General features: G+C 32.3%; 21 protein-coding genes. 11 read left to right on the top strand and 10 right to left on the bottom strand.

The window, feature by feature from the left end:
* Positions 1–144: 144 nt before the first annotated feature.
* A complete protein-coding gene (locus OIU83_RS05450; protein WP_264205260.1) occupies positions 145–1,506 on the top strand; it encodes a glycoside hydrolase family 28 protein in 1,362 nt (453 codons plus the stop codon).
* Between the two features lie 207 nt (positions 1,507–1,713).
* Positions 1,714–2,460, top strand: a complete 747-nt coding sequence (locus tag OIU83_RS05445) for a rhamnogalacturonan acetylesterase (protein WP_264205259.1) — start codon at positions 1,714–1,716, stop codon at positions 2,458–2,460.
* A gap of 77 nt (positions 2,461–2,537) precedes the next feature.
* On the opposite strand, the gene OIU83_RS05440 is transcribed toward OIU83_RS05445, so the two are convergent.
* Together OIU83_RS05440 and OIU83_RS05435 are read right to left on the bottom strand one after the other, a co-directional pair.
* Positions 2,538–3,221, bottom strand: a complete 684-nt coding sequence (locus tag OIU83_RS05440; protein WP_264205258.1) for a VIT1/CCC1 transporter family protein — start codon at positions 3,219–3,221, stop codon at positions 2,538–2,540.
* Between the two features lie 10 nt (positions 3,222–3,231).
* Positions 3,232–3,636, bottom strand: a complete 405-nt coding sequence (locus tag OIU83_RS05435; RefSeq protein WP_264205257.1) for a hypothetical protein — start codon at positions 3,634–3,636, stop codon at positions 3,232–3,234.
* 333 nt (positions 3,637–3,969) lie between these two features.
* Here OIU83_RS05435 and OIU83_RS05430 point away from each other — a divergent pair, with 333 nt between their 5' ends.
* Complete coding sequence (locus tag OIU83_RS05430; RefSeq protein ID WP_264205256.1) at positions 3,970–4,425, top strand: Hsp20/alpha crystallin family protein; 456 nt, start codon at positions 3,970–3,972, stop codon at positions 4,423–4,425.
* Positions 4,426–4,515: 90 nt separating this feature from the next.
* Here the strand turns inward: OIU83_RS05430 and OIU83_RS05425 are convergent, their stop codons facing one another.
* Complete coding sequence (locus OIU83_RS05425; RefSeq protein ID WP_264205255.1) at positions 4,516–4,932, bottom strand: EamA family transporter; 417 nt, start codon at positions 4,930–4,932, stop codon at positions 4,516–4,518.
* Positions 4,933–5,155: 223 nt separating this feature from the next.
* Here OIU83_RS05425 and OIU83_RS05420 point away from each other — a divergent pair, with 223 nt between their 5' ends.
* Entirely contained in the window at positions 5,156–5,548 is a 393-nt protein-coding gene (locus OIU83_RS05420; RefSeq protein WP_264205254.1) for a DoxX family protein, read from the top strand.
* Between the two features lie 157 nt (positions 5,549–5,705).
* On the opposite strand, the gene OIU83_RS05415 is transcribed toward OIU83_RS05420, so the two are convergent.
* Entirely contained in the window at positions 5,706–7,481 is a 1,776-nt protein-coding gene (locus tag OIU83_RS05415; protein ID WP_264205253.1) for an ABC transporter ATP-binding protein, read from the bottom strand.
* Positions 7,482–7,970: 489 nt separating this feature from the next.
* On the opposite strand from OIU83_RS05415, the gene OIU83_RS05410 reads away from it, so the two are divergent.
* The 6 genes from OIU83_RS05410 to OIU83_RS05385 all read left to right on the top strand — a co-directional run bounded on the left by OIU83_RS05410 (position 7,971) and on the right by OIU83_RS05385 (position 16,531).
* Positions 7,971–8,447 carry an MEKHLA domain-containing protein gene (locus tag OIU83_RS05410; protein WP_264205252.1) on the top strand — a complete coding sequence of 159 codons (477 nt, stop codon included), beginning with the start codon at positions 7,971–7,973 and terminating at the stop codon, positions 8,445–8,447.
* Between the two features lie 413 nt (positions 8,448–8,860).
* Positions 8,861–10,036, top strand: a complete 1,176-nt coding sequence (galK, locus tag OIU83_RS05405; protein WP_264205251.1) for a galactokinase — start codon at positions 8,861–8,863, stop codon at positions 10,034–10,036.
* On the top strand, positions 10,033–11,082 hold the full coding sequence (locus OIU83_RS05400) for a UDP-glucose--hexose-1-phosphate uridylyltransferase (protein ID WP_264205250.1): 1,050 nt from the start codon (positions 10,033–10,035) through the stop codon (positions 11,080–11,082). Before galK ends, OIU83_RS05400 begins: the two co-directional genes overlap by 4 nt.
* Positions 11,083–11,111: 29 nt before the next feature.
* Complete coding sequence (gene galE / locus OIU83_RS05395; protein ID WP_264205249.1) at positions 11,112–12,128, top strand: UDP-glucose 4-epimerase GalE; 1,017 nt, start codon at positions 11,112–11,114, stop codon at positions 12,126–12,128.
* Positions 12,129–12,313: 185 nt separating this feature from the next.
* Positions 12,314–14,518, top strand: coding sequence for an alpha-galactosidase (locus OIU83_RS05390; RefSeq protein WP_264205248.1), 2,205 nt, complete (start codon positions 12,314–12,316; stop codon positions 14,516–14,518).
* 357 nt (positions 14,519–14,875) lie between these two features.
* A complete protein-coding gene (locus tag OIU83_RS05385; RefSeq protein WP_264205247.1) occupies positions 14,876–16,531 on the top strand; it encodes a S41 family peptidase in 1,656 nt (551 codons plus the stop codon).
* Between the two features lie 212 nt (positions 16,532–16,743).
* On the opposite strand, the gene OIU83_RS05380 is transcribed toward OIU83_RS05385, so the two are convergent.
* The 3 genes from OIU83_RS05380 to OIU83_RS05370 form a co-directional block, all read right to left on the bottom strand.
* On the bottom strand, positions 16,744–17,919 hold the full coding sequence (locus tag OIU83_RS05380; RefSeq protein ID WP_264205246.1) for a cysteine desulfurase family protein: 1,176 nt from the start codon (positions 17,917–17,919) through the stop codon (positions 16,744–16,746).
* A 3-nt stretch (positions 17,920–17,922) separates the two neighbouring features.
* Positions 17,923–18,762 carry a hypothetical protein gene (locus tag OIU83_RS05375; RefSeq protein WP_264205245.1) on the bottom strand — a complete coding sequence of 280 codons (840 nt, stop codon included), beginning with the start codon at positions 18,760–18,762 and terminating at the stop codon, positions 17,923–17,925.
* Between the two features lie 755 nt (positions 18,763–19,517).
* Positions 19,518–19,895 (bottom strand): YdeI/OmpD-associated family protein, encoded by a 378-nt coding sequence (locus tag OIU83_RS05370; RefSeq protein WP_264205244.1) that lies wholly within the window; start codon positions 19,893–19,895, stop codon positions 19,518–19,520.
* Positions 19,896–20,144: 249 nt separating this feature from the next.
* Between OIU83_RS05370 and OIU83_RS05365 the strand changes: the two genes are divergently transcribed.
* Positions 20,145–20,894: a dihydrodipicolinate reductase C-terminal domain-containing protein gene (locus OIU83_RS05365; protein ID WP_264205243.1), complete on the top strand. Its 750-nt coding sequence runs from the start codon at positions 20,145–20,147 to the stop codon at positions 20,892–20,894.
* A 73-nt stretch (positions 20,895–20,967) separates the two neighbouring features.
* On the opposite strand, the gene OIU83_RS05360 is transcribed toward OIU83_RS05365, so the two are convergent.
* From OIU83_RS05360 to OIU83_RS05350, 3 genes are all read right to left on the bottom strand, one after another.
* A complete protein-coding gene (locus OIU83_RS05360) occupies positions 20,968–22,116 on the bottom strand; it encodes a cytochrome-c peroxidase (RefSeq protein ID WP_264205242.1) in 1,149 nt (382 codons plus the stop codon).
* A gap of 220 nt (positions 22,117–22,336) precedes the next feature.
* Positions 22,337–23,812 (bottom strand): hypothetical protein, encoded by a 1,476-nt coding sequence (locus OIU83_RS05355; RefSeq protein ID WP_264205241.1) that lies wholly within the window; start codon positions 23,810–23,812, stop codon positions 22,337–22,339.
* On the bottom strand, positions 23,799–25,277 hold the full coding sequence (locus OIU83_RS05350) for a RagB/SusD family nutrient uptake outer membrane protein (RefSeq protein WP_264205240.1): 1,479 nt from the start codon (positions 25,275–25,277) through the stop codon (positions 23,799–23,801). The genes OIU83_RS05355 and OIU83_RS05350 overlap by 14 nt, the downstream gene beginning before the upstream one ends.

The following is a 25,277-nucleotide window of genomic DNA, read 5'->3' as shown; positions in this document are numbered from 1 at the left end:
AAAGTAATCGTATGTCGGTGGAGTCGAAGCCCTGTATGCCCTTCGACTTTGCTCAGGGTGACAAAATTGAGTATAAAGGTATTATGTCTAAGAAGTCTAATATTCTAAGTAGTCTAAAATTCTAACAATCTAAGAAGTCTAAAAATGAAATATTGTTTTCTTTTCTTTCTATTAATTACATTAAATATTTCTGCACAGACAATTGATTTTCCGACGAGTAAAGTCGATTCAATTGTTGGCAGAATTAAATTACCGGTTATTCCCTTGTATCAAATAAATGTCGTGAGGCTTGGCGCCAAAGGAGATTCTTTAAGTGATAGCAAACCTGTTTTTGATAAAGCTATGGCATTATGCAAGAAAAACAAAGGCGGAACAATTATAGTTCCAAAGGGTGTTTATAAACTCAATGGGCCAATCCATTTTGTGAGTAATGTAAAACTAGTGATAGAAAAAGACGCAAAAATTAAATTTAGTGATAATCCGGATCATTATTTACCAATGGTACTTACAAGTTGGGAAGGAACAATGCTTTACAATTATAGTCCGTTTATTTATGCTTATGGTTGTACAGATATTGCGATAACAGGCGAAGGAACAATTGATGGAGAAGGAGGAAATATATGGCGTAGTTTTAAAGAAAAAGAAGGGGTTGGTAAAAATCTAAGTCGCGAAATGAATCATAATAATGTTCCATTAAAAGATAGAAAATTCGGAAAAGGCTATTTTTTAAGACCACAAATGATTCAGTTTTTTAATTGTGAAAATATCTTGGTAGAGAAAATCAGAATCGAAAATTCCCCTTTTTGGTGTTTACATTTATTAAAATCCGAAAGTATAACTATAAGAGATGTAAGTTATAAATCATTAAATCATAACAATGACGGAATCGACCCGGAATATGCCAAAGATGTTTTGATAGAACGAATTACATTTAATAATGGCGACGATAATATTGCAATTAAAGCAGGGAGAGACTATGAAGGCAGAGCCAATAGCGCAACACCTAGTGAGAATATTGTGATAAGAAACTGCAATTTTAAAGGACTTCACGGAGTTGTTTTGGGAAGCGAAATGTCGGCAGGAATTAAAAATGTTTATGTAGAGAATTGCAAAACTGTTGGCTATCTAAAAAGAGGAATCTATTTAAAAACAAATGCCGATCGGGGTGGTTATATAAAAAATGTTTTTGTTCGAAATATCCAGTTGGATGAAGTAGAGGATTGTCTCTATATAACGGCGAATTATCATGGTGAAGGAAGCGGATATCCATCGGAAATATCAGATGTTTCATTCTCGAATATTATTTGTAATAAAGTATCCGGAACAGGAATTGTAATTCAAGGATTTCCAGAGAAAAAAGTTCGAAATATTTCTTTAGACAATATAGAAATCAAGTCTGCTAAGAATGCAATATCTAATACGAATGCAGAGAACGTTACAATGAATGAGGTTTTTATAGGTGAAAAAGCAACAGTTCCTACGGCAGTATCTTTAGGAAGGTTCTGAGATACTGAGGTTCAAAGGAACAAAGGAACAAAGGAACAAAGGTTTCCCGTAAAGGCGTACCGCAGTGCGTCTTCGTTTCTAATATTCTAACAATCTAACAATCTAACTAATCTAACTAATCTAAGTAGTCTAAGTAGTCTAACTAATCTAACTAATCTAACTAGTCTAACTAATCTAACTAATCTAAGTAGTCTAAAAAAGTCTAATATGAAATACTATCTATTAATAATACTATTGATTGCATTTAATGTATCGGCACAAAAAACAACTTTATATTGTATAGGAGACTCTACAATGGCTAATAAAAAAGACGCTGATAAAAACCCGGAACACGGTTGGTGTCAGGTATTACAGCCTTTTTTTAATGAAAGCATTACGGTTGAGAATAAAGCAGTAAATGGACGAAGTACAAAAAGTTTTATTGATGAAAAGCTATGGGAATCAGTATATAAATCGCTTAAAAAGGGGGATTATGTTTTTATTCAGTTTGGGCATAATGATGAGAAAATAACCGATTCTACACGATATACGAATCCGCATACTGCTTACCGCCATAATTTGATACGTTTTGTAACCGAAAGTAGAGAAAAAGGGGCAATTCCGATATTGTTTTCATCGATTGCAAGAAGGAAATTTAATGAGCAAGGCGTTTTGATAAGTTCGCATGGTGATTATCCATTGGAAGCCAGACTGGTTGCTCAGGAATTAAATGTGCCATTTATAGACCTTGAACATTACACCGAATTACTGGAACAAGCCTATGGTCCTGAAAAATCCGAGAAGCTACATTTACATTTTAAAGCAGGGGAGAATGCCTATTATCCAGAAGGGAAAGATGACGATACTCATCTTTCTTTATTGGGAGCTACTGAAATTGCCAAAATTGCTGTTGAACAAATTAAAACCTCAGATAACGTGTTGCTTAAGGGACTTAGGAAAAGAGTGAGGAGTTAGAGGAGGAAGATTTTAGATGCTTGAGGAAAGATGATAGAGGAAAGATGATGGATTTAAGGATATGAGATTACGATTTATTAAACATTTGGAACATTGAAAGCGTAGCCTACTAGTGCTGACATTCCCATTGCGAAAGTTCCCCAGATACAAATTCTTAATACAGCTTTGGGGATATTAGATCCTCCGGCTTTGGCTGCTAATATTCCGGAAAGTGCTAGGAAGATTATAGCAAAAACATATTGGTAGATTACAATATCATTTAAAGGGGCAAAAAGGGATACAAACAAGGGTAAGATTCCCCCAGAAATAAACGAGGCTGCCGATGCAAATGCTGCCTGTAATGGCTTTGCCTGAGTGATTTCGTTAATACCTAATTCGTCTCTGGCATGTGTTTCCAGGGCATTATGTGCAGTTAATTGAATCGCTACTTCTCGGGCAAGTTCAGGAGTTAATCCTCTTTTTTCATAGATATCAGATAGTTCTATTAACTCTACTTCGGGCATAGTTTTTAATGCGGTATGCTCTCTTTCGAGATCGGCAGTTTCAATATCTTCTTGTGAACTTACCGAAACATATTCGCCCGCAGCCATAGATAATGCACCTGCTACTAAACCAGCAATTGTTGCCAGAATAATGGGCTCGCGTGTTGTACTGGCAGCAGCAATACCGATGGCTAAACTGGTAGTAGATAAAATACCATCATTGGCACCAAGAACAGCTGCACGTAACCAACCACTTCTGTTTATATAATGCTGCTCCATTTGCACGTTGTTAACTGTTTTTTTGACTAGTCTTGATATATTCTTCCTGAACTTTTTGAACGCCTCCAAAACTATTTTTTAAAGCGCTCTTTATTTGTAAATGTGTCTTATTACCAAAGGCCTTTTTCCAGTCATTTAAATCATAAATGTGTATTTCTTTTGCGTAAATATTTGTAGCAAAGGTGATTCTGGAAATAGAATATTTATAAGATTTCAATTCATGTGAAACTTGTCGGTTTGGAACAATGATAAGTATTGTCTCCCATTGCAGGTAATCCTTTGGAACATCTTCACGAGAAGTAAGCCCGATTGCATTAAAGAAAAGCTTTATTTTTTCGTCATTAAGCTTATTTATTTTCGTGTCTATTACAGCGAGTTCCTTCCTCAACAAGGTTTCATTTTCAATAGTACTCATGGTAATAATTTTATAATTCAATTATAAAATTAATATTAATTAATGGCAAATTCTTTTGCAAGGTGGTTAGATTGGTTCTAAATTTTATTAAAGCATTATTTGGTGATATTTTAAAGCTATTTAGATAAAATATATTTGACTTATATATCTTAAAACTGTCATTTTGTAATTGTTTAATTTTTGTTTAATGACTTTATATGACAATAATTCATTTATTTATGAAAAAATGACAGTTTTTGTGGTTTGGTATTTATTTTGTTTTATGCAAGATGTTGATCAACAATTTTAAAGATTATTCAAATTATTGTATAACTATTTAAAAAGTAAATCATCATGTTAAGTATCAGAAAAAACGGTGACAATTCTCAATCATTTCCAACATTGATAGATGAATTTTTTGGACGTGAGCTTTTTAATTGGGGTAATAGTAATTTCTCATCTACAAGTACTACAATACCTTCGATAAATATTAAGGAAAATAATGAAAATTATGAGGTTGAAGTAGCTGCTCCTGGAATGGATAAAAATGATTTTAAAATTACTCTTGATGGTAATTTACTAACAATATCTTCTGCTAAAGAGCATGAAAAAGAAATAGTTGAAGATAATTATACTCGTCGAGAATTTAGTTATCAATCTTTCCAAAGAAGATTTGAATTACCAAATAATGTTGTTGATGAGGATAATATAAAAGCACATTATGATAATGGACTTTTGAGCTTAGTTATTCCTAAAAAAGAGGAAGAAACTAAAGAGAATAAAGCTCCAAAAGTAATTAAAATTAGCTAATGCTAAAATATTTGTTGGTTTAATATTTGGTTTTTTATGATAAAGGCTGTTCATTTTGGGCAGCCTTTATTTGTAATGCATGTCTCTGTTTTATTTCCAGATTATCACAATCGTACCTCCAATAATTAATAGTGCACCAATTGCTGTTTTTAAGGTTAGGCTTTCTCCTAAAAAAATGACTGATAGTATTATTGTCAAGGCGAGACTTAGCTTGTCGATAGGAGCGACTTGTGTAACGTCGGCCATTTTTAAAGCTTTAAAATAAAACATCCATGACAAACCGGTTGCAACTCCGGATATTACAAGAAATAGGATATTTTGTTTAGATAATGTCAATAAACCTTTGGCTTCCGAACGAAACAATACAATACTCCATATCATGATAAGTACAACTACGGTTCGTATCGCAGTTGCAAGGTTTGAATTTACATTTGCAATTCCAACTTTGGCGAAGATAGCTGTCAAAGCTGCAAAAATAGCCGATAATATTGCATAGACCCACCACATAATAATAGTTTTAGTTATGTTAGATTATTCAAAAGTAGGAATAAAATTGATTGTTCGGGTTAGAAATAATCAGTCTAATGATTTAAAAATATTTAATTTCTATCAATAATCCATTTAAGGATACTGCTGTTTTTAAAATTTAATTTACTAAATTTAAGGTTCTTACTTTTTTTATAAAATCATTTAAAATAAAACTATTATTAATCTAATAAAAAATTCCACTATGAGATATGTCCCATTAATAGGCAGAATTTTATTCAGCTCAATTTTTATGTTTTCTTCTATCGTAAATTTTTCTGATTATTTTATTTATGAAGCATCAGCAAAAGGAATACCATATTCTTATATTTTGGTCCCTTTGGTTGGTGTTTTTGAACTAATAGCAGGATTAAGTATTTTGACTGGATTTATGGCCAAATGGGGTGCATGGTTAATAATTATAATTCTTCTTCCCGTAACATTTGTAATGCACAATTTCTGGGATATTGAAGATCCCGTTAAACATCAATTGGTTTTTATGACTTTTATGAGAAATCTATCTATTATAGGTGCTGCTTTAATGATCTCATTTTTTGGAGCTGGCCCTTATAGTTTTGATGAATATAAAGAGTGTTAAGTGGTTTAAAATTTAGATAATTATATTTTAAATAAACTTAGATAATTGTACTATATAAAGTATAATTGTAATCAAATGAATAACCATTTAAGTAATATAAGTTTAACGCTTATGGTTTCTTATATTACTTAGATGGTTTTAAAAAAAAACTAACTCCTTACAGTTTGTTCGTTTTTTTTGACGGAGGTAAATCTTCTTTTCGTTCTCCTATTTGCTGTCTCCACATTGCGTAATATAATCCTTTTTTATCTACAAGTTCATTATGAGTTCCTTGCTCAATAATTTTTCCTCGTTCGAGAACAAAAATAGTATCTGCATGCATTATTGTAGAAAGACGATGCGCAATGAGAATGGTTATTTGTTGTTTATCGGCAGATATATCCCTAACCGTTTGTGTTATTTGAGATTCTGTAAGTGAATCCAAAGCCGAAGTAGCTTCATCAAATATCAATATTTTTGGCTTCCGTAATAAAGCTCTGGCTATCGAGAGACGTTGTTTTTCTCCACCCGAAAGTTTTTTTCCTCCTTCGCCTAGAATCGTATCAAGACCTTTTCCCGAGTTTAGTATGACAGATGTTGCTGAAGCTTTTTCTATTGCCGAAAGCATTTCTTCATCTGTAGCATCGGGTTTAACAAACAAGAGATTCTCACGTATACTACCCGAGAAAAGTTGGGTATCCTGAGTTACAAATCCCATTTGTCTGCGAACACGATTGTAACGTAAATCCTTAATCGAAATGTCATCGTATAAAATATCTCCTTCTACAGGACGATATAAACCTACCAATAGTTTTACCAGAGTAGATTTTCCAGACCCAGATGGTCCAACAAAAGCGAGATTGTCACCAAGTTTTGCTTTAAAAGAGATATTCTGAATCGCATTGTAGCTTGCGTTTTTATGTTTAAAAACAACATTATTAAAGTGCAATTGCGTTATCGATCCTACCTCTACAGGGTCTTCGGGACTGTATTCCGGTTTCTTTTGCATGAGTTCATTGAAAAGATACAAAGCAGTTTCGGCTTCACGATAAGAAATAATTATGCTCCCCAGATCCTGTAACGGACTTATAATTCCAGATGATATAAACTGCATCGAGATTAATTCGCCGGGAGATAAAACGTTTCTGAATATAAGCCATAACAAAATAAATAATATGGATTGCTTAAGAAAGATTAAAATACTGCCCTGAAGAAAGGTGAGGGTTCTCATTTTCTTAACTTTCTCCATTTCCAGATCATAGATTTCCTGGGTATGGACTTTTAAACGTCGAATTTCGGAGTAGGTAAGACCTAGGCTTTTTACAAGTTCTATATTACGAAGACTTTCGGTTATAGTGCCACTCATCTGGCGGTTTTGCCTAATAAGCGAGCGTTGTAATGTTTTAATAGATCGGCTCAAAATACTCGTTAATCCGCCAAGGACAACTACACCTACGAAAAAAACAGGAATCAAAGCCCAGTGTTTTGTAATTGCATACCACATTAGGAAACCGATACCAACTACAGAAGTAAATAAAATATTTATAAAAGCGGATATAAACTTTTCGGTATCGGCACGAACCTTTTGTAATATAGAGAGGATTTCTCCGCTACTTTGATCTTCAAAATCCTGAAATGGTAGTCTTAGCGTTTGCCGTAATCCATCATTAAATATTTGCATTCCAAATTTTTGCACAATCTTTCGTAATACATAATCTTTAAGGGAAAGAAAAAGTCGCGCAGCAAGGGCAACAACAACAGCGATTATCAATAATTTAATGACACCTTCTACTTTTGCTTCGTTGTCTTGTTTATTATTTAGTGCATAATCATCAATAATTTTCCCGAAGATTATAGGGTCATAAAGGGAGAGTATTTGCGCAATGCCCGCAAAGGTCAAAACAAAAACAATTAACCATCCATAAGGCTTGAGATATTTCCAGAATAAAATCATATTGAATTGATAAGTACAAATAAATATACGATTATTAAATCAAAATTTATTAAATATACTTTCGAATAACCACAGAATCAATTTAGGATTTTAAGAGTCAATTTATTTAAAACAACCGATAGATTGTTAATCCTTTTATAGGTTCTGTAATGACTGATTGGGTTTTGTTAAATTACGATATTTTTGTTTTAAGTAATTGAAAATCATTAATTTAATTTTTTATTTATTGAATTTTTAAATTATAATTTAGTTGTTATATTAGAAATTGTCGTAGCTTTATTTATCCAAAGAATTTTACTTTCTTAAAAACGATTTTTCCTCTTATACAACAGAAACCTTTATGTAATTTGCAAAAGCTATGCTATAGATTTATTATCTGAGCACACTAATAGTTGTAAAAATTTAGGCTGTGGATTGCATTCTGAATTTAGAATACCTGAAATTATTTGTAAAGATTCAATGTTTAGTAACCCCCAAATATATCTTATTATGTCTTTAGAAAAACAACTTAATCTACTGAAACAAATTGATAATTGTTTCTTAGCACTCAATGGAAAAAAACTCCCAAGTCCATTGGGAGTTTTAGATCGGTACTTATGGTTACATGAGAAAGCTCCTTATAGCATATTAGCACAAGGAGGAGAAGAGGATCCTTATTTTATTTATGCAAACAATTATGCTTTGTCTTGTTTCAAGTACTCGTTGGACGAAATACTTTCTTTACCAGCCAAGTTAAGTGCAGCTGAAGAAAATAGACCCAAACGTAAATTATTGTTTGATAAAGTGGCACGTGAAGGTATTGTATATAATTACAATGGTGATCGTGTTGATAAATATCAAAATACTTTTAGAATTAACGATACTATAGTTTGGCAATTAGAAGAAAATGATGGTGAAGTATGGGGACAAGGAGCCCTTTTTTGGTCTAAGGAAAAAGAACGACCAAGATTGGTATACCGGATATAAATAATGCCTGTATTTTAATCTATACTACCAGTTAAGTAATACAAATATGTGATTTAAATGAAGCCCGATTCATATGAATTGGGTTTTGTTTTTTATATTCAAAAATGATTTAATTCTAGGCTATTTCAGTGGAATATTTAAGGAAAAGTGAGCATTTTTAAGGTTTGATTTTTAAGATTATCAATTACAAAAAAAGTTTTTTTTGAATGTGTTTATTTTATAATTTTTAAAAAACTGGTAGGTACTAGTAGGATTGTTTTGTTTAACTATTTAAATTTGATTTTTTAAATATTACAAATAATTTAATAAAAGAGGTTTTTATTTAAGAGATCAGTTTCTTTTAATTCAATTTTATAAATATTTAAAGCAGGAATATAAATTAACCAATAAACTAGATTAATTAGTAATAAGTAATGAATGATATTTTAATACAAAATACAACCAATTTTTTTTGTGAAAAATTCGGGAATGAACCACAAAAAATTGTGCTTTCGCCAGGAAGAATAAATATTATAGGAGAGCATGTTGATTATAACGACGGTTATGTTTTGCCGGCAGCTATAGACAAAGTTATTTGCTTTGCTTTTGAAAAAAATAATACGAAGAAATCTAAAATTTTCGCGATAGATTTAAATGAAGAATTCGAAGTCGATTTAACTCAACCGATTCTATTAAGCGATGTTGTTTGGACAAATTATATTTTGGGTGTTATTAAACAATTACAAGATAATGGTTTTGCTTTCGAAGGATTCAATTGTGTCTTTAGTAGTAACATTCCTGTTGGATCTGGTTTATCGTCTTCGGCAGCTTTAGAATGTGGGACACTTTTTGGAATCAAAGAACTTTTTGACCTTACAATTAGTAAAGTGGATATTGCATTATTAGGACAAAAAGCCGAACATTGGGTAGGAATCAATTGTGGTATTATGGATCAGTTTTCTAGTGTTCATGGTATTGAAGATAAAGTGATTAAGTTGGATTGTAAAACTTTGGAGTTTGAATATCACAATGCAAATTTTAGTGATTATGCGTTGGTTTTATTTGATAGTAATGTAAAGCATTCATTATTTACATCGGAGTATAATACACGTCGTGAAGAGTGTGAAAAAGGATTATCGATAATTAAAAATCACTTTCCTGAGATAAAAAGTTTCAGAGATTGTACAGAAAATCAGCTATTGAGTATTCAAGATAAAATGGATAAAACCGTTTTTAAAAGAGTGCACTATGTTGTAAAAGAAATAGCACGTGTTACTCAGGCTTGTGAAGCTTTGGATAATGGAAATATTACGGTTTTAGGACAATTACTTTTTGATACACACGATGGGTTATCTAATGAATACGAAGTGAGTTGTGCCGAACTGGATATGCTTGTAGATACTGCCAAAAAAGAAGATGTAATAATAGGTTCTCGATTAATGGGTGGAGGCTTTGGAGGTTGTACTATTAACCTAATTAAAAAAGGTTATGAAAATGAAGTAAAAAATAAGTTTTCGTCTCTTTATTTAGATATATTTGGGATTGAATTAAAATTTTACGATGTAAAAATCGGAAATGGTACATCACTCTATAAACCAAATACTAAATGAGAAATTTTGACATTAACGAAGACCCACACAGGCGTTACAATCCATTAATTAATGAATGGGTATTAGTTTCACCACATCGTGCAAAACGCCCCTGGCAGGGACAAAACGAACTGGTTGTAACAGAACCATTACCCAAATATGACCCAACTTGTTACTTGTGTCCAGAAAACGTGAGAGCAAATGGAATGAAAAATCCTAAATACGAAAGTAGTTTTGTTTTCGAAAATGATTTTGCTGCAATGAAGCAGGATGAAATCATATATGAAGAAGATATTAAATACACTTTTTTTCAGGCAAAACCAGAAAGAGGAATCTCGAGAGTGGTTTGTTTTTCGCCAAGACACGATCTTACATTACCAGAAATGGAAATTGCCGATATTGAGAATATTATCAAAACCTGGCAAAAAGAATATACAGATCTTGGTGCAATCAAATACATAAACCACGTTCAGATATTCGAGAATAAAGGAAGTGTAATGGGATGTAGCAACCCGCATCCGCATGGGCAAATTTGGGCACAATCATCGTTGCCAACTCAAGTTGAAAAAACGCAGAATAACCTAAAAGGATATTTTGATAAATATAAAAGCAATATGCTTCAGGATTATCTTGAAGCCGAATTAAAAAAAGGAGACCGAATAGTGATCGAAAATGATCATTTTGTAGCCTTGGTTCCGTTTTGGGCTATTTGGCCATACGAAACTATGATTATAAGCAAAAGACATTTTGGCAAGATTACCGACTTAACTCCTGAAGAAGCTACAGCTTTCGCTAAAATTTTAAAGCAGTTAACCATTAAGTACGATAATCTTTTCCAAACATCTTTTCCTTACTCGTCTGGAATCCATCAAGCCCCAACAGACGGATATGATCATCCGGAATGGCAATTTCATATGCATTTTTATCCGCCTTTATTACGATCTGCATCTGTTAAGAAATTTATGGTTGGATACGAAATGTTAGGAGAATCGCAACGTGATATTACCCCAGAAAAAAGTGCAGCAATTTTAAGAGAATTACCTGATTTGCATTATAAAATGGCATAATAAATTTTAAGACAAAATCATTCTATATCATGAAAATACTTGTTACCGGAGGTCTTGGTTTTATTGGTTCGCATACTGTTGTGGAGCTGCAATCCAAGGGCTATGAAGTCATAATAATCGATAATCTTTCTAATTCTTCTGAAGAAGTTTTAAACGGAATAGAAGCTATTACAGGGATAAAACCAATTTTCGAAAATTTAGATTTAAGAAATAAATTAGTTGTAAAAGAGTTTTTTAAGAAACATGCAGACATTAATGGTGTTATACATTTTGCTGCTTCCAAAGCTGTTGGAGAAAGTGTTGAAAAACCTTTACTGTACTATGAAAATAACATTAGCAGTTTAATTTATTTACTTGAAGAAATTCTACAATTGCGAGAACCTAATTTTATTTTTAGTTCATCATGTACTGTTTACGGTGAAGCAGATGTAATGCCAATTAATGAAAATACAGCAGTTAAACCTGCACTTTCTCCATACGGAAACACGAAACAAATAGGAGAAGAAATCATTACAGATGTAGCCAAAGTAAGTAATCTAAATGCTATTTTATTACGTTATTTTAATCCGATAGGAGCACATCCATCGGCAGAAATAGGGGAGTTACCTCTTGGAGTTCCTCAAAATTTAGTGCCTTACATTACGCAAACAGGAATTGGACTTAGAAAAGAATTATCGGTGTATGGTAACGATTATAATACTCCCGATGGAACTTGTCTTCGCGATTACATTCATGTAGTCGATTTGGCAAAAGCACATGTTATTGCACTCCAACGATTATTAGATAAAAAGAATGTTGATAAAGTAGAAGTCTTTAATTTAGGAACAGGCGTAGCAAGCTCTGTTTTGGAAGTTATTATAGCCTTCGAAAAATGCAGTGGCTTAAAGTTGCCTTATAAAATAGTTGCAAAAAGAGAAGGAGACGTACCAATGACTTATGCAAATACCGATAAAGCTAATGCTGTTTTAGGATGGAAAACAGAGTCTACTCTAGACGAAGCTATGGCAAGCGCATGGAAATGGGAAAAGAAGATTAGAGGGAAATAATCTCTTGCTATCACAATTAAAATGGAGCTATAATGCTCCATTTTTTTATTCCGAAAAAGAAAAAATCTGTGATTGTATAACGCATGGTATGGAAGAATGCGCAAAAGTAAATCGTAGTTTAGAGAAGCCTTTTGTTTTTAATTGGAATGGATTACATGGAAATAAATAATATAAAAAATTATAAAATGAGAAAACACATTAGAACTTTAAGGCAATCTTTTGCGATAGTATTTTTTATTCTGGCTAGTTATTGTAGCCCGGTTGCGGCACAAGAAATAATCTCTGTAAAGACAAAAAGCAATGCGCTTGTTTTGCAAGTTACCCCTGGAAAAGAGGTTAACACTATTTATCTGGGAGAAAAATTGGCAAATGATTTTGAATATGCCAAAATACAAAGTCAGTTTCGTCAGGGAACGGATTACACAGGGATTTATAATGCTGCATATACACCATCGGGATCCAAGAATTTATTAGAACCAGCCATTGCAGTTACACACAGCGATGGAAATACTTCACTGGACTTGTTATACGTAAATCATAAAACAACTGCAATTGGTACAGGAATATCTCAGACAGAAATAATACTTAAAGATCCCGTATATCCTGTAGAAGTTCATTTGTTTATTCAAGCTTACTATGACACCGATGTTATAGAGCAATGGACAACTATTCAGCACAATGAAAAGGGAAATATTGTTTTAAATAAATACGCTTCGGCAAACTTATACCTTAAAGGATACAGTGATTTTTGGCTTAACCAATATCACGGTGAATGGGCGAAAGAAATGCGTCCTGAGGAATCTAAAATTACTCACGGAATAAAAGTATTAGATTCTAAACTAGGTGCTCGTGCCAATTTATTTCAGCCTTCGGTATTTATGGTTTCTCTGGATAAACCGGCTACCGAAGATGAAGGAAAGGTTTTGTTTGCAGGGTTGGAATGGTCGGGTAATTTTCGCACCGATTTAGAATTAGATCCACTCAATAATCTTCGTATTATTTCGGGCATTAATAATGCAGCTGCAGCTTATACATTGGCTAAAAACGAAGTATTTACAACACCTAAATTTTGGTATACATTATCATCTAAAGGAAAAGGAAATGCAAGTCGTAATTTACACGATTGGTCAAGAAACTATAAAATACTGGATGGTAAAGGAAGCCGTTTGACACTGCTTAATAACTGGGAAGCTACTTACTTTGATTTTGATGAAAACAAACTTAAAGTACTTATTGCAGACAGTAAAAAACTAGGAGTAGATTTATTTTTATTGGATGATGGCTGGTTTGGAAATAACTATCCTCGTAGTAATGATGATGCCGGTTTGGGTGATTGGGATGTAAACAAAAAGAAATTGCCAAACGGAATAGGCACATTGGTTAAAACTGCCAAAGATAATCAGGTAAAATTTGGTATCTGGATTGAGCCTGAAATGGTGAATCCTGCAAGTGATTTGTATAAAAAACATCCGGAATGGGTAATAAAACAATCAGGAAGAGCTGAACATTATTTCCGTAACCAATTGGTTTTGGACTTATCAAATCCAAAAGTTCAGGATTTTGTTTATGGAATAGTTGACAATCTTTTTACCGAAAATCCAGAATTGGCATATATTAAGTGGGATTGTAATGCGGTGATTTATAATGCGTATTCAAGCCAATTAAAAGACAAACAATCTAATTTTTATACCGATTATGTAAATGGACTTTATAAAGTACTGGAACGTATTCGTGTTAAGTATCCTAAGGTGCCTATGATGCTTTGTTCCGGTGGTGGTGGCAGAGTAGATTATGCTGCATTGAAATATTTTACAGAATTCTGGCCAAGTGATAACACCGACCCATTAGAACGTGTTTATATACAATGGGAATACTCGTATTTTTATCCTGCAATTACACTTGCAGCTCACGTAACCGATTGGGGAAAACAACCAATTAAATACCGTACAGATGTTGCTATGATGGGCAGATTAGGTTTTGATATTGTTGTAAAAGACTTAAACGATAAAGACTTGGCTTTTTGTCAGCAAGCCATAAAAAACTATGGCGCATTGAGCCATACAATTTGGCAAGGAACGCAATATCGTTTGCAAAATCCATGGAATAATGATGCTGCATCGGTAATGTATATAAATGAAAATGGTAGTGAAGCGGTAGTGTTTAACTACCTTGTAAACAGTCGTTACGATGCAGGAAGTCATACACCTATAAAGTTAAAAGGATTGCAAACAGGGCAAAATTATAAAGTAGAAGAAATAAATATTTATCCGGAAAAAAAGGCAGCAGTAGAGACTGCAATCTATTCGGGTGATTTTTTAATGCAAATAGGTATTAATCCAAATGTTAATTCTACTAATTCAAGCGTTGTTTTAAAAATCACAAAGGCATAAATATCAATATTCTATATTAATATATGATCAATAATAGCAAAACCCAATTAGCAATAATTGGGTTTTGTTTTTCCTTTTATACTGATCTTTTTTATAGTTTTTGTTTAAATTAGAATTCATTCTTTCCAGGGATATTTTTATGAAAATAAACATATTTTAGCTTTGCGATTTGAAATTTATTATACACATAAAATAGTTTAAAATTGAATAATACTTATTGTTTTAATGTATTATTTTTGAAAAACATGTATTTTTAACATTATTAGTTTTTTAATCCAAATCGACTGGAATTAAAATATTAGTGTGTTTGAGATATCTTTTGTCATTAACTTAACTATAAAATATTTAAAACTACAAATGAAAAAAACGGTACTTATTGTTCTTGTCTTATTGATTCAAAATGTATTTGCTAAAGGAAATTTAACCGAAACGCAAAAATTAGCTGCGACGGCAAAAGTTTGGGGCTTTTTAAAATATTATCATCCCAATGTTGCCGTTGGGAAAATAAATTGGGACAATCAGCTTTTTGATATTTTACCTCAAGTAGAAAAAGCACAGTCTAAAGAAGAATTTTCTGCTGTAATAGAAAAGTGGATTACTTCATTGGGAGAAATACAAACTATAAATATTCCTCAGGATACAAAGAAGATTTATTTTTCTAAAAACCTAAACTTAGAATGGATTGGGAATAAAGATTTATTTGCCAAAAGTCTTTCGAGTAAACTTAAATTTATTGAAGAAAACAGATTCCAAGGAAAACAATTTTATGTTGGTTTACAGTTAACCGATCCAAACGTTGTCCCGCTTGAATTTATTAACGAAGTTAAATATCCTGATTTTAAATGGACCGATAAAAACTTACGTCTTTTGACTTTGTTTCGTTATTGGAATTATATTGAGTATTTCTTTCCGTATAAATACCAAATGGATGAAAAATGGGATGTGGTTTTAAGCGAAATCTTACCAAGATTTATCGCTCCAGAATCTGAGTTAGATTTTCATCTTACTATGCGCGAATTATCTGTGAAACTTGATGATACGCATGCTTCTATTGGAACTGTTAAAATGTTTGAACGTTTTGGGGATAAATTCATTCCTGTAGATGTTAAAATCATTGATGATAAAGCGATTGTTACAGCTTTAAAAAATGATTCTTTAGCAAAAATAAGTGATATAAAAATAGGTGATGTTATTACTAAAGTAAATGGAAAAACGGTATCGGATATTATAAAAGGCAATAAGAAATATGTGGAAGGATCAAATGAATCAGCTGTTTTAAGAAACTTTTATTGGTTGATTTTTAATGGTAATACAGAGACTGTAGAAATTGAATTTATTAGAGAAGGTAAAACATCTGTTAAAAATATATACCGCTATTTGTATAAAAATTTAAAAATATCTTATCCTGATAATGAGAAATCAAAGAATCTGGAAAATAATATTGGTTACATAAATATGGGGGAGATCGGTAAAGAAGATGTTCCGGTTGTTATGGAACAATTTAAGAATGCAAAAGCAATTATTTTTGATTTAAGAAATAACTCTCAAGGAACCAATTACGCAGTTTCTGAATATCTAAATCCTGAACCTAAGGAATTTGTTAAATTTATTGATAATGATTTAAGTTTTCCGGGTCGATTTGTTTGGAGAGAAGAAATTGAGAAATCTGGAAAAACAAACCCTGATTATTATAAAGGCAAAGTTATTTTATTGGTTAATGAAGTAACTCAAAGTCATGGAGAATATACGGCAATGTGTCTTCAAGCGGCTCCTCATGTAACTGTAATAGGAAGCCAAACCGCAGGTGCAGATGGTGGTGTATGTAGATTAGAAATTATAAAAGGGTTTAGAACTCAATTTACAAGTTATGGTATTTTTTATCCAAATAAAAAAGAAACTCAACGTATTGGGATTGTTCCTGATATAGTGATTAAGCCAACAATTAAAGGTATTCAAGATGGAAAAGATGAACCACTGGATAGAGCAATCCTTTTTGTAAATACAGGTAAATAAGTATAGCTTGATCGGAAGGTTAGTAATCCTTGATGAATTTTACCCTATTCTAGGGGTTTAATGACGTTTATAGGGAAAATTAACCTTAAAATTAGATGATATTTGCTCTTGATTTTTCATTTGTCTTATTCCAAGAGGCAAGTAATTTTTTAAATAAGTTCTTTTTCTGAAATAAGGAAGCTTCGGCTTCCTTATTTTGTTTATAGGTATTTTTAGGTTTTTGTATTCATTGGTCGTAAAGAGGCCAAAATTCCTTTTATTTTATTAATTGCAAAATCAATATCATCTTCAGTTGTATATTTTCCTATTGAAAACCTTATTGTAGACTGGGCCGTTTCGCTGGAAATACCCATTGCTTTTAATACATGACTTGTATCTAATGATGCCGAGGAACATGCAGATCCAGAACTTACTGCCAAAAATTTATTTAATGATTTCAATAAACGCTTCCCATCGATATTAAAAAAGGAAATATTTGTAACATGAGGAAGTCTTTTTACATTACCTCCATTTAGTTTAACTTCCCCTAATCCTATTAAAAAATCTTCCAGCTGGTTGCGGAGTGGTACTAATTTTGAATTTGCATTTGATTCTAATTCTTTCATTGCATTCTCGGCTGCTTTGCCAAAACCTACAATTGCAGGAACATTTAGTGTACCACTTCTCATTCCATTTTCATGTCCACCACCCGTTATTTGGGGCATTATATCTGTTTTATGGCCATCTTTTATAAAAACGGCACCAACACCTTTTGGGCCATACATTTTATGTGCAGAAAAAGTTAAAATATCTACTAAACTGTTCTTAACATCAATAGGTACTTTTCCAACAGCTTGTGTTGCATCACACATAAACATTATTTTGTTTTTCTTACATAATTCCCCAATTTCTGCAAAAGGGTGAATTACTCCAGTTTCATTGTTTGCATACATTAGGCAAACCAAAATAGTCTCTTTATTTATAGTTTTTCCCAACTCGTCCAGATTAATCATACCTCTATCATCTACATCCAAAAATGTCACATTTGCACCTATACGCTGCAAATGTTCTAATGTATCCAATGTTGCTTTATGTTCCGTTTTACAAGTAATGAGATGATTACCTTTGGATTTACAAGCTTCATAAACACCTCGAATAGCCAAATTATTTCCTTCTGTAGCACCCGAAGTAAAGATGATTTCGAGTTGATCTGCATTTATTAAATTTGCAACCTGTTTTCGGGCATTATCAACAGCTGTCTTACTATACCATCCCAAATCATAATGTATACTGGCTGCATTACCATACATTTGTGTAAAATAGGGTAACATTTCATTAACCACATCTCTATCACAAGGGGTTGTAGCATTATAGTCCATATAGACTAATTGCGTTTTATTTGCATCCATAATCTATACGTTTAGAGGATGTAATTTTGAGAATGTATTTGCAATAGTGTATTGATTATCTCCATAATCCGTCATAAAAACATTATGGATGTTCACTCTTTCTGTATTAATTACAGTAGGTATATACACATTAACTGCTACCTCAACACCTCTTGTAACCTTATTCATATCCTCACTTTCCGAAAAGTCAATTATTGTTATATCGGAAGCATCATTAAATCTTTTTAAAATTTTATCAGTGATATTACTGTAATGCTGAGCCATAATCGATGGGCATTTTGCAATCCATATAACATCATTTTTTATTTCGGCTAACTGAATAAACTGGTTATCTTGTGCATGATACAGTATTGATAGAACACCATTTTTGTCTTCAATAGTAATAGAATCATGATTCAATTTTATGCTTTTCTTTAAAAATGAAATAGTTTTATTTTTGCAATTTTTTTCATTAGATATGATGATCTTCTCTCTTTTGACAATTAAATATTTATTCAATATTTTTTCAATTTCTTCAGGCAGCGTATCATTGTTTTTAATGGTTTCGCTATGGTTAGTAATCTCACAAGTATTTTCATTACACGAAAGACCTAGATTATCTACTAAGATTCCGATAACAATTTTTATATCACCTTTGTGTTTCACAATTAGATTGTTAGAAATATTAAGAACATGAGTAAGGGAGTTTAATGAAAAATCACTAATCTCATAACGTGGGTCATAATGCCCACCTTCCAAGTAGATTATAGGAGGTGTCATAAATTGATTTTCGGAAATATATTTTTCAATTAACTGGAAAATATTATTCTCTAACAGGTTGAGTTTAAAAAGCTCTAGTTTCATTTTCTATAGGTTTAAGTTATATAAATTTGGGCTATAAATATAATAGTCAGCTGCTATAATTAGCAATGTGTTACCTATTGTAATTGGGATGCTTATTGATCTTATTTTGGCAGTAAAACTGTAGTTTTATTTTATGCCCTATACAGATGTAAAATAGGTTTGAGTAATAATTATAGTCGTGATGGGAGAGAGAGGCTTATAATTGTATTATAACAAAATATATTTAACCCGTTGGGTGTAATTAATCTTAACACATAGAAACATAGATTTTGGTACTCTCAAAAAGCGTTTCACTTATTTAAAACACACAAAGCTAGCTATGTGAGAGAAATATATTTCTTTTTGTGCTCATTTTTACACATAAAATCTATGTTTCTATGTGTTAAATGAAAAATTTGCGAATTATACCCAACGGGTTATATTTATATAATCTTGCTTTAAATTATTTTTCATATACTTATGTACATAAATTAGCAATGGGATTTTAAAAACTTTTATTTTTAATCGTAAATTGTTAAGTATTAATGACTTAGGTGTTATAAAAGTAAGGTATTTTTTGTAGTATTGTTCTCTTGAAATAAATATTTGTTATATTTTTAACAATTGCAAGTTTAAATTAAATTTATTTAACAAGTGTAGTTTTTAGAAAGGATTGAATTATGAAGGCTAGTTGTTGTTTATTATACGTTTATCTAGAGGTAATTATCCTTAATTTATTTAAGGGATTTTAAATTTTTTAATTTGCGGTGAATATTCTACAAAGACTTGTCCCATGTACCTGCATTTTTTGCAATATCAATTAAGTTTTGTCCGCATTCGGTCATCAAACCTTGAGCTATCATTCGTTCTGCTCGTTCTATGTTGGGTTTGCTCCATTTGTATTTTTTAGGGTTTCGAGGTGAAAATGTCAAGTAAAAACTTTCGAAATCACGATTTTTACACAAACTGTCTATCCAGCCAAAGCATAATGCTTCTTCGGTTGCGTCGTTGAGATTTACACTTTGAATTTTGCTTTTTTTGTGAAATAAAATCAACCAGACAGACCGCTCAGTTTGACTATTTTCTTTTAACCAATTTCGCCATTCGGTTCTTGTTATGGCATATATTGCTTGTTTCCCATCTTTAGTTTCCATAATTTTTATTATTTTTATAGTTATTGCTATTTACAAAAGTAAAACAGTGGTATGACAACCGTATGTCAGGAGTTTTATAAATTTAGGCATTGATATATTATAATATATAGTTGCTACAGTATAAGTTCTTTTATTTTATATATTCTATTTTTACTTAGAAACATTAAGGATTGTTTAATAAACAATAAATTTAAGACAATAAATTTTAATATAATAACGAGGTAAACACTCATTAAAATAGGAGAAGTTATGAAAATAGGACTAATAGGATTTGGAAAAACAGGTAAATCGGTAGCTTCGATACTACTGGAGAATAAAAATTTTTGTTTGGAATGGGTGTTAAGACAAAGCACAGTTTTGGAGCACCGATCAGTACCGGAATTTTTTGGCGTACATTCAGATGAGCCTGGTTTAATCTACTCTAGTTCTAAAACAACAATGCAAGAGCTTCTGGAAAAACACCCCGTAGATATTATAATCGATTTTTCTTCCAATTTAGGAATTTATGGTTATGGAGAGGATGCTGCCAAAAAAGAAGTTAAGATAATTTCGGCAATATCTCATTATACAGATAAAGAGCTAAAATTATTAAAGAAATTAGCACTTAAAACGACTGTTTTTTGGTCTCCTAATATTACTTTGGGAGTTAATTATTTACTGTTTGCAGCTAAATTTTTGAAAAAAATAGCCCCTTGGGTTGATATAGAAGTTAATGAAGAACATTTTAAATTAAAGCAAGGAACATCTGGAACAGCTATAAAAATTGCCGAAGCTTTGGATGTTGAAAAAGAGAGCATAAACTCTGTCAGGGCAGGAGGTATTGTGGGTAAACACGAAGTAATATTTGGATTTCCATATCAAACAGTACGACTTATTCATGAATCGATTTCGAGGGAAGCATTTGGAACCGGAGTTATTTTTGTTGCAGAGAACTTAATAGACAAAGAAAAAGGATTGTATAATTTTGAAGATATTTTATCGCCTTACTTTGTAGTTTAATTACCGGATTATAAGTATTAAAAAAGCCCGATTTGTTACGAATCGGGCTTTTTATTAGAATATAAAATGCTTACTATTTAGGAAGTGTTGGTGTTATAATCCTTTTGTTTGGCGTACTTAATGTTTCTACAAAGGCCAAAAGAGATTCGATTTCTTCTTTATTAAGGTTTAGTTTTTTAAGCAAAGGATCCGGTTTTGGTATTAGCGAATCGCGTGCCGTTCCTAAGTGTGTTTTTTGTATTGGTGATGGATTTCCCAAATTATAAAGTTCGACTACATCCAATAAAGAAGGAAAATGACCATGGTGCATCCAGGGTTTAGTATTTACAACTTCACGTAATGTAGGCGTTCTAAATTTTCCTAAATCGCTAATGTTTTTTGTCACATTGTAACGACCAAGATCTTCATTTTTTGTACCATATAGCGTTTGCCCATCATTATGAAATTGATTATCACTAAAATAAGGAGTACTATGGCAATTAATGCATTGCGCTTTGGTCCTAAAAAGATGTAATCCCAGAACTTGCTTATCTGTAAAAGCATTAGATTTTCCGGTTACAAACAGATCAAATTTACTTTTAGGACTATTTATAGAACGCTCAAAAGTTGCGATAGCATATTGTATTCTTTTTAATGATACCGAATCGTTTCCAAATGCAGCTTCAAATAGTGATTTATAGCCTTTAATTTTTGCAATTTTATCAACCGCAATAGTTAGTTTTTCATTCATTTCCAGAGGATCACCAATTGGAAATTGCGCCTGGTCTTCAAGACTCGAAGCGCGTCCATCCCAAAATAATGTTTTGGCATACGCCGAATTTAAAATTGTCATCGAATTTCGTTTTCCCGTTTGACGGTCATGACCAAAAGAACGCGTTAAATTATCGGTCCAGCCTAATTCGGGATTGTGGCAAGAAGCACATGCAATTTGCCCGCTTGAGGATAACCGGGGATCAAAGAATAAGATTTTGCCAAGCATTTCTTTTTCTTTAGAATAGGGATTATATGACGGATAGGGAACATTAGGAAGCACTCCAATATCTTCAAATATATTACGGTCTATTGTTTTATCCAGTCTGGCTTTAGGCCATGACAAAGGATCGCCACTAGAATATAGCTTTCTTAATTCCTGAATGTCGATATAATCAGGTTCTTCGACACTTTTATAAGCCGTTAAACTTATAAGGAATAAAAGAGGGAATACTAGTTTTTTTAACTTCATTTTTATTTTTTTATTTTTCAGTCTCAGTTTTTAATGTTCGGTGTTCAGTTGCAGTGTTCAGTCTCGGTTTACGCTTAAACTATATAGAGTATAATCTATATGTTTAAAAGTTTTTGTAGAGTGACTCGATCATGTGTTAAAAGAATATGGCTAACTTTATGAGTCAAATTTGACAAAGTTTCCCGCAACTATAACTGCAACTGAAAACTGCGACTAAAAACTAAAGATCAACTTCCTTAGGGCAAGATTCGCTTAAGGCTTCTAATTTTGGATACGTTTTATTATTGTACATTCTATATTGGCAAGAAACGGTTCCACCAAAAAGCTCTTCGTTCGTAAGTTTTAATTCAAAAGAAATTTCAAATAAACCGGTACTTATTTCGTTGTAAGTTCCTTCGCCCGAGATATCAATAATATGACCTATTTTATTGGTTCCTGTTGCCGTAATCGTAATGGGCTGCGGAATAACAAGTACACTTCCTTTGGTTTTACTGGTTCCGTTTTCGGGGAAAAACTCCAGAGCCGAAGTGATATTAAATCCCGGTGAACTTGCCGCAGCCGTACTCTCATTGGTAAACCATCTTTTTAGATTAAATGAATTGGTGGTCGAAGTTCCGGAAACTACATTAAATCCTATTTTAAAAGCATCGTGATAGATATCATCATTAGGATTAGTTGTGCCGTTATCACTGTATAAAATGGCATTTTCGGCATCTTTGGTTACTACAACCGGGAATGTGAATGCATTATAAGCCTGCCAGGCACAAGTACCACTTTTATCAAACCAGTTTTCTCCATAGGTAAGGTAATATTTATTGGATAAATCGTAGAATTTAGAAGCTGGATTAGTTTCAATATCTCGAGGAGATTTTATGGGTTTTGCAATTTGTAAAACAGTATTTCCAGTGGCAATATAATTTGGAGTATTTGTTAATGAAATATTGGTTTGATAACGCACATCATCATTCTGGATATCTTCCAGCAACGTTAAATGGTAGGTAATATAACTTCTGTTATCTCCATAATCATCATGTGTCAAAGAATAGTCGAAACCATTTAGAAATTTAAAAATAGAATTATTTTCAATTTCTGACGGAATAAATCCATTGGGGAAATTTACTTTAAAATCGATTTTTTCGCCCACTTCTCCCTTAATTGTAATTTGGTTTATAGGAAATGTATAGGTCGTACTTATTTCGGATAAATTAATAGTAAAAGTATCGTTTACGGCAGCCGAATTTAGATTTCCGATATGAATTTCGGGATCAGAAGTATTTTCTAATTTTAAAGTAATTGTTTGTTTGTCTTCCCATCTTTTATCAAAGGAAAGGAATATCGTATCGGTAAGTTTATTGCCTTGAAACAGTAATTCGCTGGCAGGTGCTACACTAAAGCTATTTACATCTCCGGAAGTTACTGCACTAAAAGTCGCTATAACCGGAGATTTTAAAGTTGAAGAAGTTAGGGCTACAGGTACTTTTAATGTTTTAATCGATTTGTTTTCATAACTATTTGCAGGCAATAAAATAGTGTTTACAGCAGGATATTCGAGCGGTGTATTATTGCTATTTACCAAGACATTAAACCTTATAAAAGGATCAATACTTTTCGAACTTAACTTATAATCATCCTTAGAACAAGATGTAAATAATGTTATAACAATACTTAATATGGATATAATTTTAATACGATTCATTTTGCTTTAAGTTTGAGTTAAGATTGATATTATATAGAGGTATTGGTAATACATATTTAAGCGACGGGTAGGAGAGTCCGCAATTGATCGCTATACAGCCGTCATTACGAGAAATATCTTTTTTGTTTCGGGCAATATCAAAAAACAAATGTCCTTCAAAACAAAGTTCTTTTCTTCGTTCCAGAAATAGAGCTTCTTCAATATTATTAGTATCTGTTAGTAAAGATGCATTGGCTCGTGATCTTATGATATTAATATCATTTTTTGCCTCTTCAGGATTCTTAAGACCTATGGCTGCTTCGGCACGAATTAAATACTGCTCACTTAATCTAAAAGCAACGTAGCCTGGATTTCCTTGGAATTTTTTGGTAAAATAATAATTCAAATCTACTAGTTGCAGATTAACCAAAGTAGATAATGGCTGTTCCAGAAATAATTGTTTTCTTATATCTGCAGTTTCATATAAATCCAATAAATCTTGTGTAGCTACATAATTGCCATAAACAGTTTTGGAGGTATATCCATAAGGTACCGATAACGATCCGCTCACACTTCCTTCTGAACTTTTAGGGATTGAAAACTCTAATAAAATTTCTGAAACAGGAAGATCAGGTTGTTCCCATTGCGAAATATAATTAGCAGAATTTACTAAGCCCACGCCTGAATTTAGAATAACATCATTTGCCATTTCATAGGCATTTTTCCAGTCTTTTTTAGACAAATAAACTCTTGCCAATAAGGCTTTTGCACTTGTTTTATTAAAGTAAGAATAAGCAGGGCCGTTTAAAAGTATCGTATCCGAATAGAGGTTTATGGCTGCCATGATATCATTAACTATATAAGTATAAGTTGTTGCAACTGTTTCCCGAGCCGGATAACGAAGACCTTCATTTATAGAAAGGGTATTGTAAACGATTCCCAAGTGAGATGCATCTGCTGTATATTCATAATTTTGGCTGTATATTTCACTTATCAAAAAGTGTGCGTAGGCTCTTATGGTCAAAGCTTCGGCTTTTATCTGATTCTTTTCGGATTCTGTAGCATCTTTTAACGCATCTGTAAATTCCAAGATAAGATTAGACTGATTTATAATATCATAACTCTCTTTGTAAAATGAAGCAAAATTGGATACGTCCGATTGATCTTCAAAAGAATATAGGTTCGTAATACCCGAAGGAATATCAATTTGTCCCTTTGAGCTGCTAGCCTGTGAAGGTGTGAATTTTAGATTTCCACCCTGTACATCTGCATAAACTGCAAAATTACCACTTCGCACATTGGCTTCAACATCACGGTACACACCATTTAATGCTTGTAGAACACCTTGTTTTGTTTTTAATTGCTCGGTAATCGAAGTTTGCGTACCCGGTTCTTGTTCCAGAAAATCACTGCAGCTTTGTAATAAACAAATCATAATAACAAACAGTGAGATTTTAAATCCTGTTATATTTTTAAAGTATTTCAT

This window comes from Flavobacterium shii, from assembly GCF_025847235.1.
GTDB lineage: Bacteria > Bacteroidota > Bacteroidia > Flavobacteriales > Flavobacteriaceae > Flavobacterium > Flavobacterium shii.
The sequence above is the reverse complement of the archived record's forward strand: the minus strand, read 5'-3'. Positions and strand labels throughout refer to the sequence as shown.

Excerpts from the sequence above, each read along its gene's own strand:
- OIU83_RS05450 (WP_264205260.1), top strand. The coding sequence starts at position 145 with ATGAAATATTGTTTTCTTTTCTTTCTATTAATTACATTAAATATTTCT.
- OIU83_RS05445 (WP_264205259.1), top strand. The coding sequence starts at position 1,714 with ATGAAATACTATCTATTAATAATACTATTGATTGCATTTAATGTATCG.
- OIU83_RS05440 (WP_264205258.1), bottom strand. The coding sequence starts at position 3,221 with ATGGAGCAGCATTATATAAACAGAAGTGGTTGGTTACGTGCAGCTGTT.
- OIU83_RS05435 (WP_264205257.1), bottom strand. The coding sequence starts at position 3,636 with ATGAGTACTATTGAAAATGAAACCTTGTTGAGGAAGGAACTCGCTGTA.
- OIU83_RS05430 (WP_264205256.1), top strand. The coding sequence starts at position 3,970 with ATGTTAAGTATCAGAAAAAACGGTGACAATTCTCAATCATTTCCAACA.
- OIU83_RS05425 (WP_264205255.1), bottom strand. The coding sequence starts at position 4,932 with ATGTGGTGGGTCTATGCAATATTATCGGCTATTTTTGCAGCTTTGACA.
- OIU83_RS05420 (WP_264205254.1), top strand. The coding sequence starts at position 5,156 with ATGAGATATGTCCCATTAATAGGCAGAATTTTATTCAGCTCAATTTTT.
- OIU83_RS05415 (WP_264205253.1), bottom strand. The coding sequence starts at position 7,481 with ATGATTTTATTCTGGAAATATCTCAAGCCTTATGGATGGTTAATTGTT.
- OIU83_RS05410 (WP_264205252.1), top strand. The coding sequence starts at position 7,971 with ATGTCTTTAGAAAAACAACTTAATCTACTGAAACAAATTGATAATTGT.
- galK (WP_264205251.1), top strand. The coding sequence starts at position 8,861 with ATGAATGATATTTTAATACAAAATACAACCAATTTTTTTTGTGAAAAA.
- OIU83_RS05400 (WP_264205250.1), top strand. The coding sequence starts at position 10,033 with ATGAGAAATTTTGACATTAACGAAGACCCACACAGGCGTTACAATCCA.
- galE (WP_264205249.1), top strand. The coding sequence starts at position 11,112 with ATGAAAATACTTGTTACCGGAGGTCTTGGTTTTATTGGTTCGCATACT.
- OIU83_RS05390 (WP_264205248.1), top strand. The coding sequence starts at position 12,314 with ATGAGAAAACACATTAGAACTTTAAGGCAATCTTTTGCGATAGTATTT.
- OIU83_RS05385 (WP_264205247.1), top strand. The coding sequence starts at position 14,876 with ATGAAAAAAACGGTACTTATTGTTCTTGTCTTATTGATTCAAAATGTA.
- OIU83_RS05380 (WP_264205246.1), bottom strand. The coding sequence starts at position 17,919 with ATGGATGCAAATAAAACGCAATTAGTCTATATGGACTATAATGCTACA.
- OIU83_RS05375 (WP_264205245.1), bottom strand. The coding sequence starts at position 18,762 with ATGAAACTAGAGCTTTTTAAACTCAACCTGTTAGAGAATAATATTTTC.
- OIU83_RS05370 (WP_264205244.1), bottom strand. The coding sequence starts at position 19,895 with ATGGAAACTAAAGATGGGAAACAAGCAATATATGCCATAACAAGAACC.
- OIU83_RS05365 (WP_264205243.1), top strand. The coding sequence starts at position 20,145 with ATGAAAATAGGACTAATAGGATTTGGAAAAACAGGTAAATCGGTAGCT.
- OIU83_RS05360 (WP_264205242.1), bottom strand. The coding sequence starts at position 22,116 with ATGAAGTTAAAAAAACTAGTATTCCCTCTTTTATTCCTTATAAGTTTA.
- OIU83_RS05355 (WP_264205241.1), bottom strand. The coding sequence starts at position 23,812 with ATGAATCGTATTAAAATTATATCCATATTAAGTATTGTTATAACATTA.
- OIU83_RS05350 (WP_264205240.1), bottom strand. The coding sequence starts at position 25,277 with ATGAAATACTTTAAAAATATAACAGGATTTAAAATCTCACTGTTTGTT.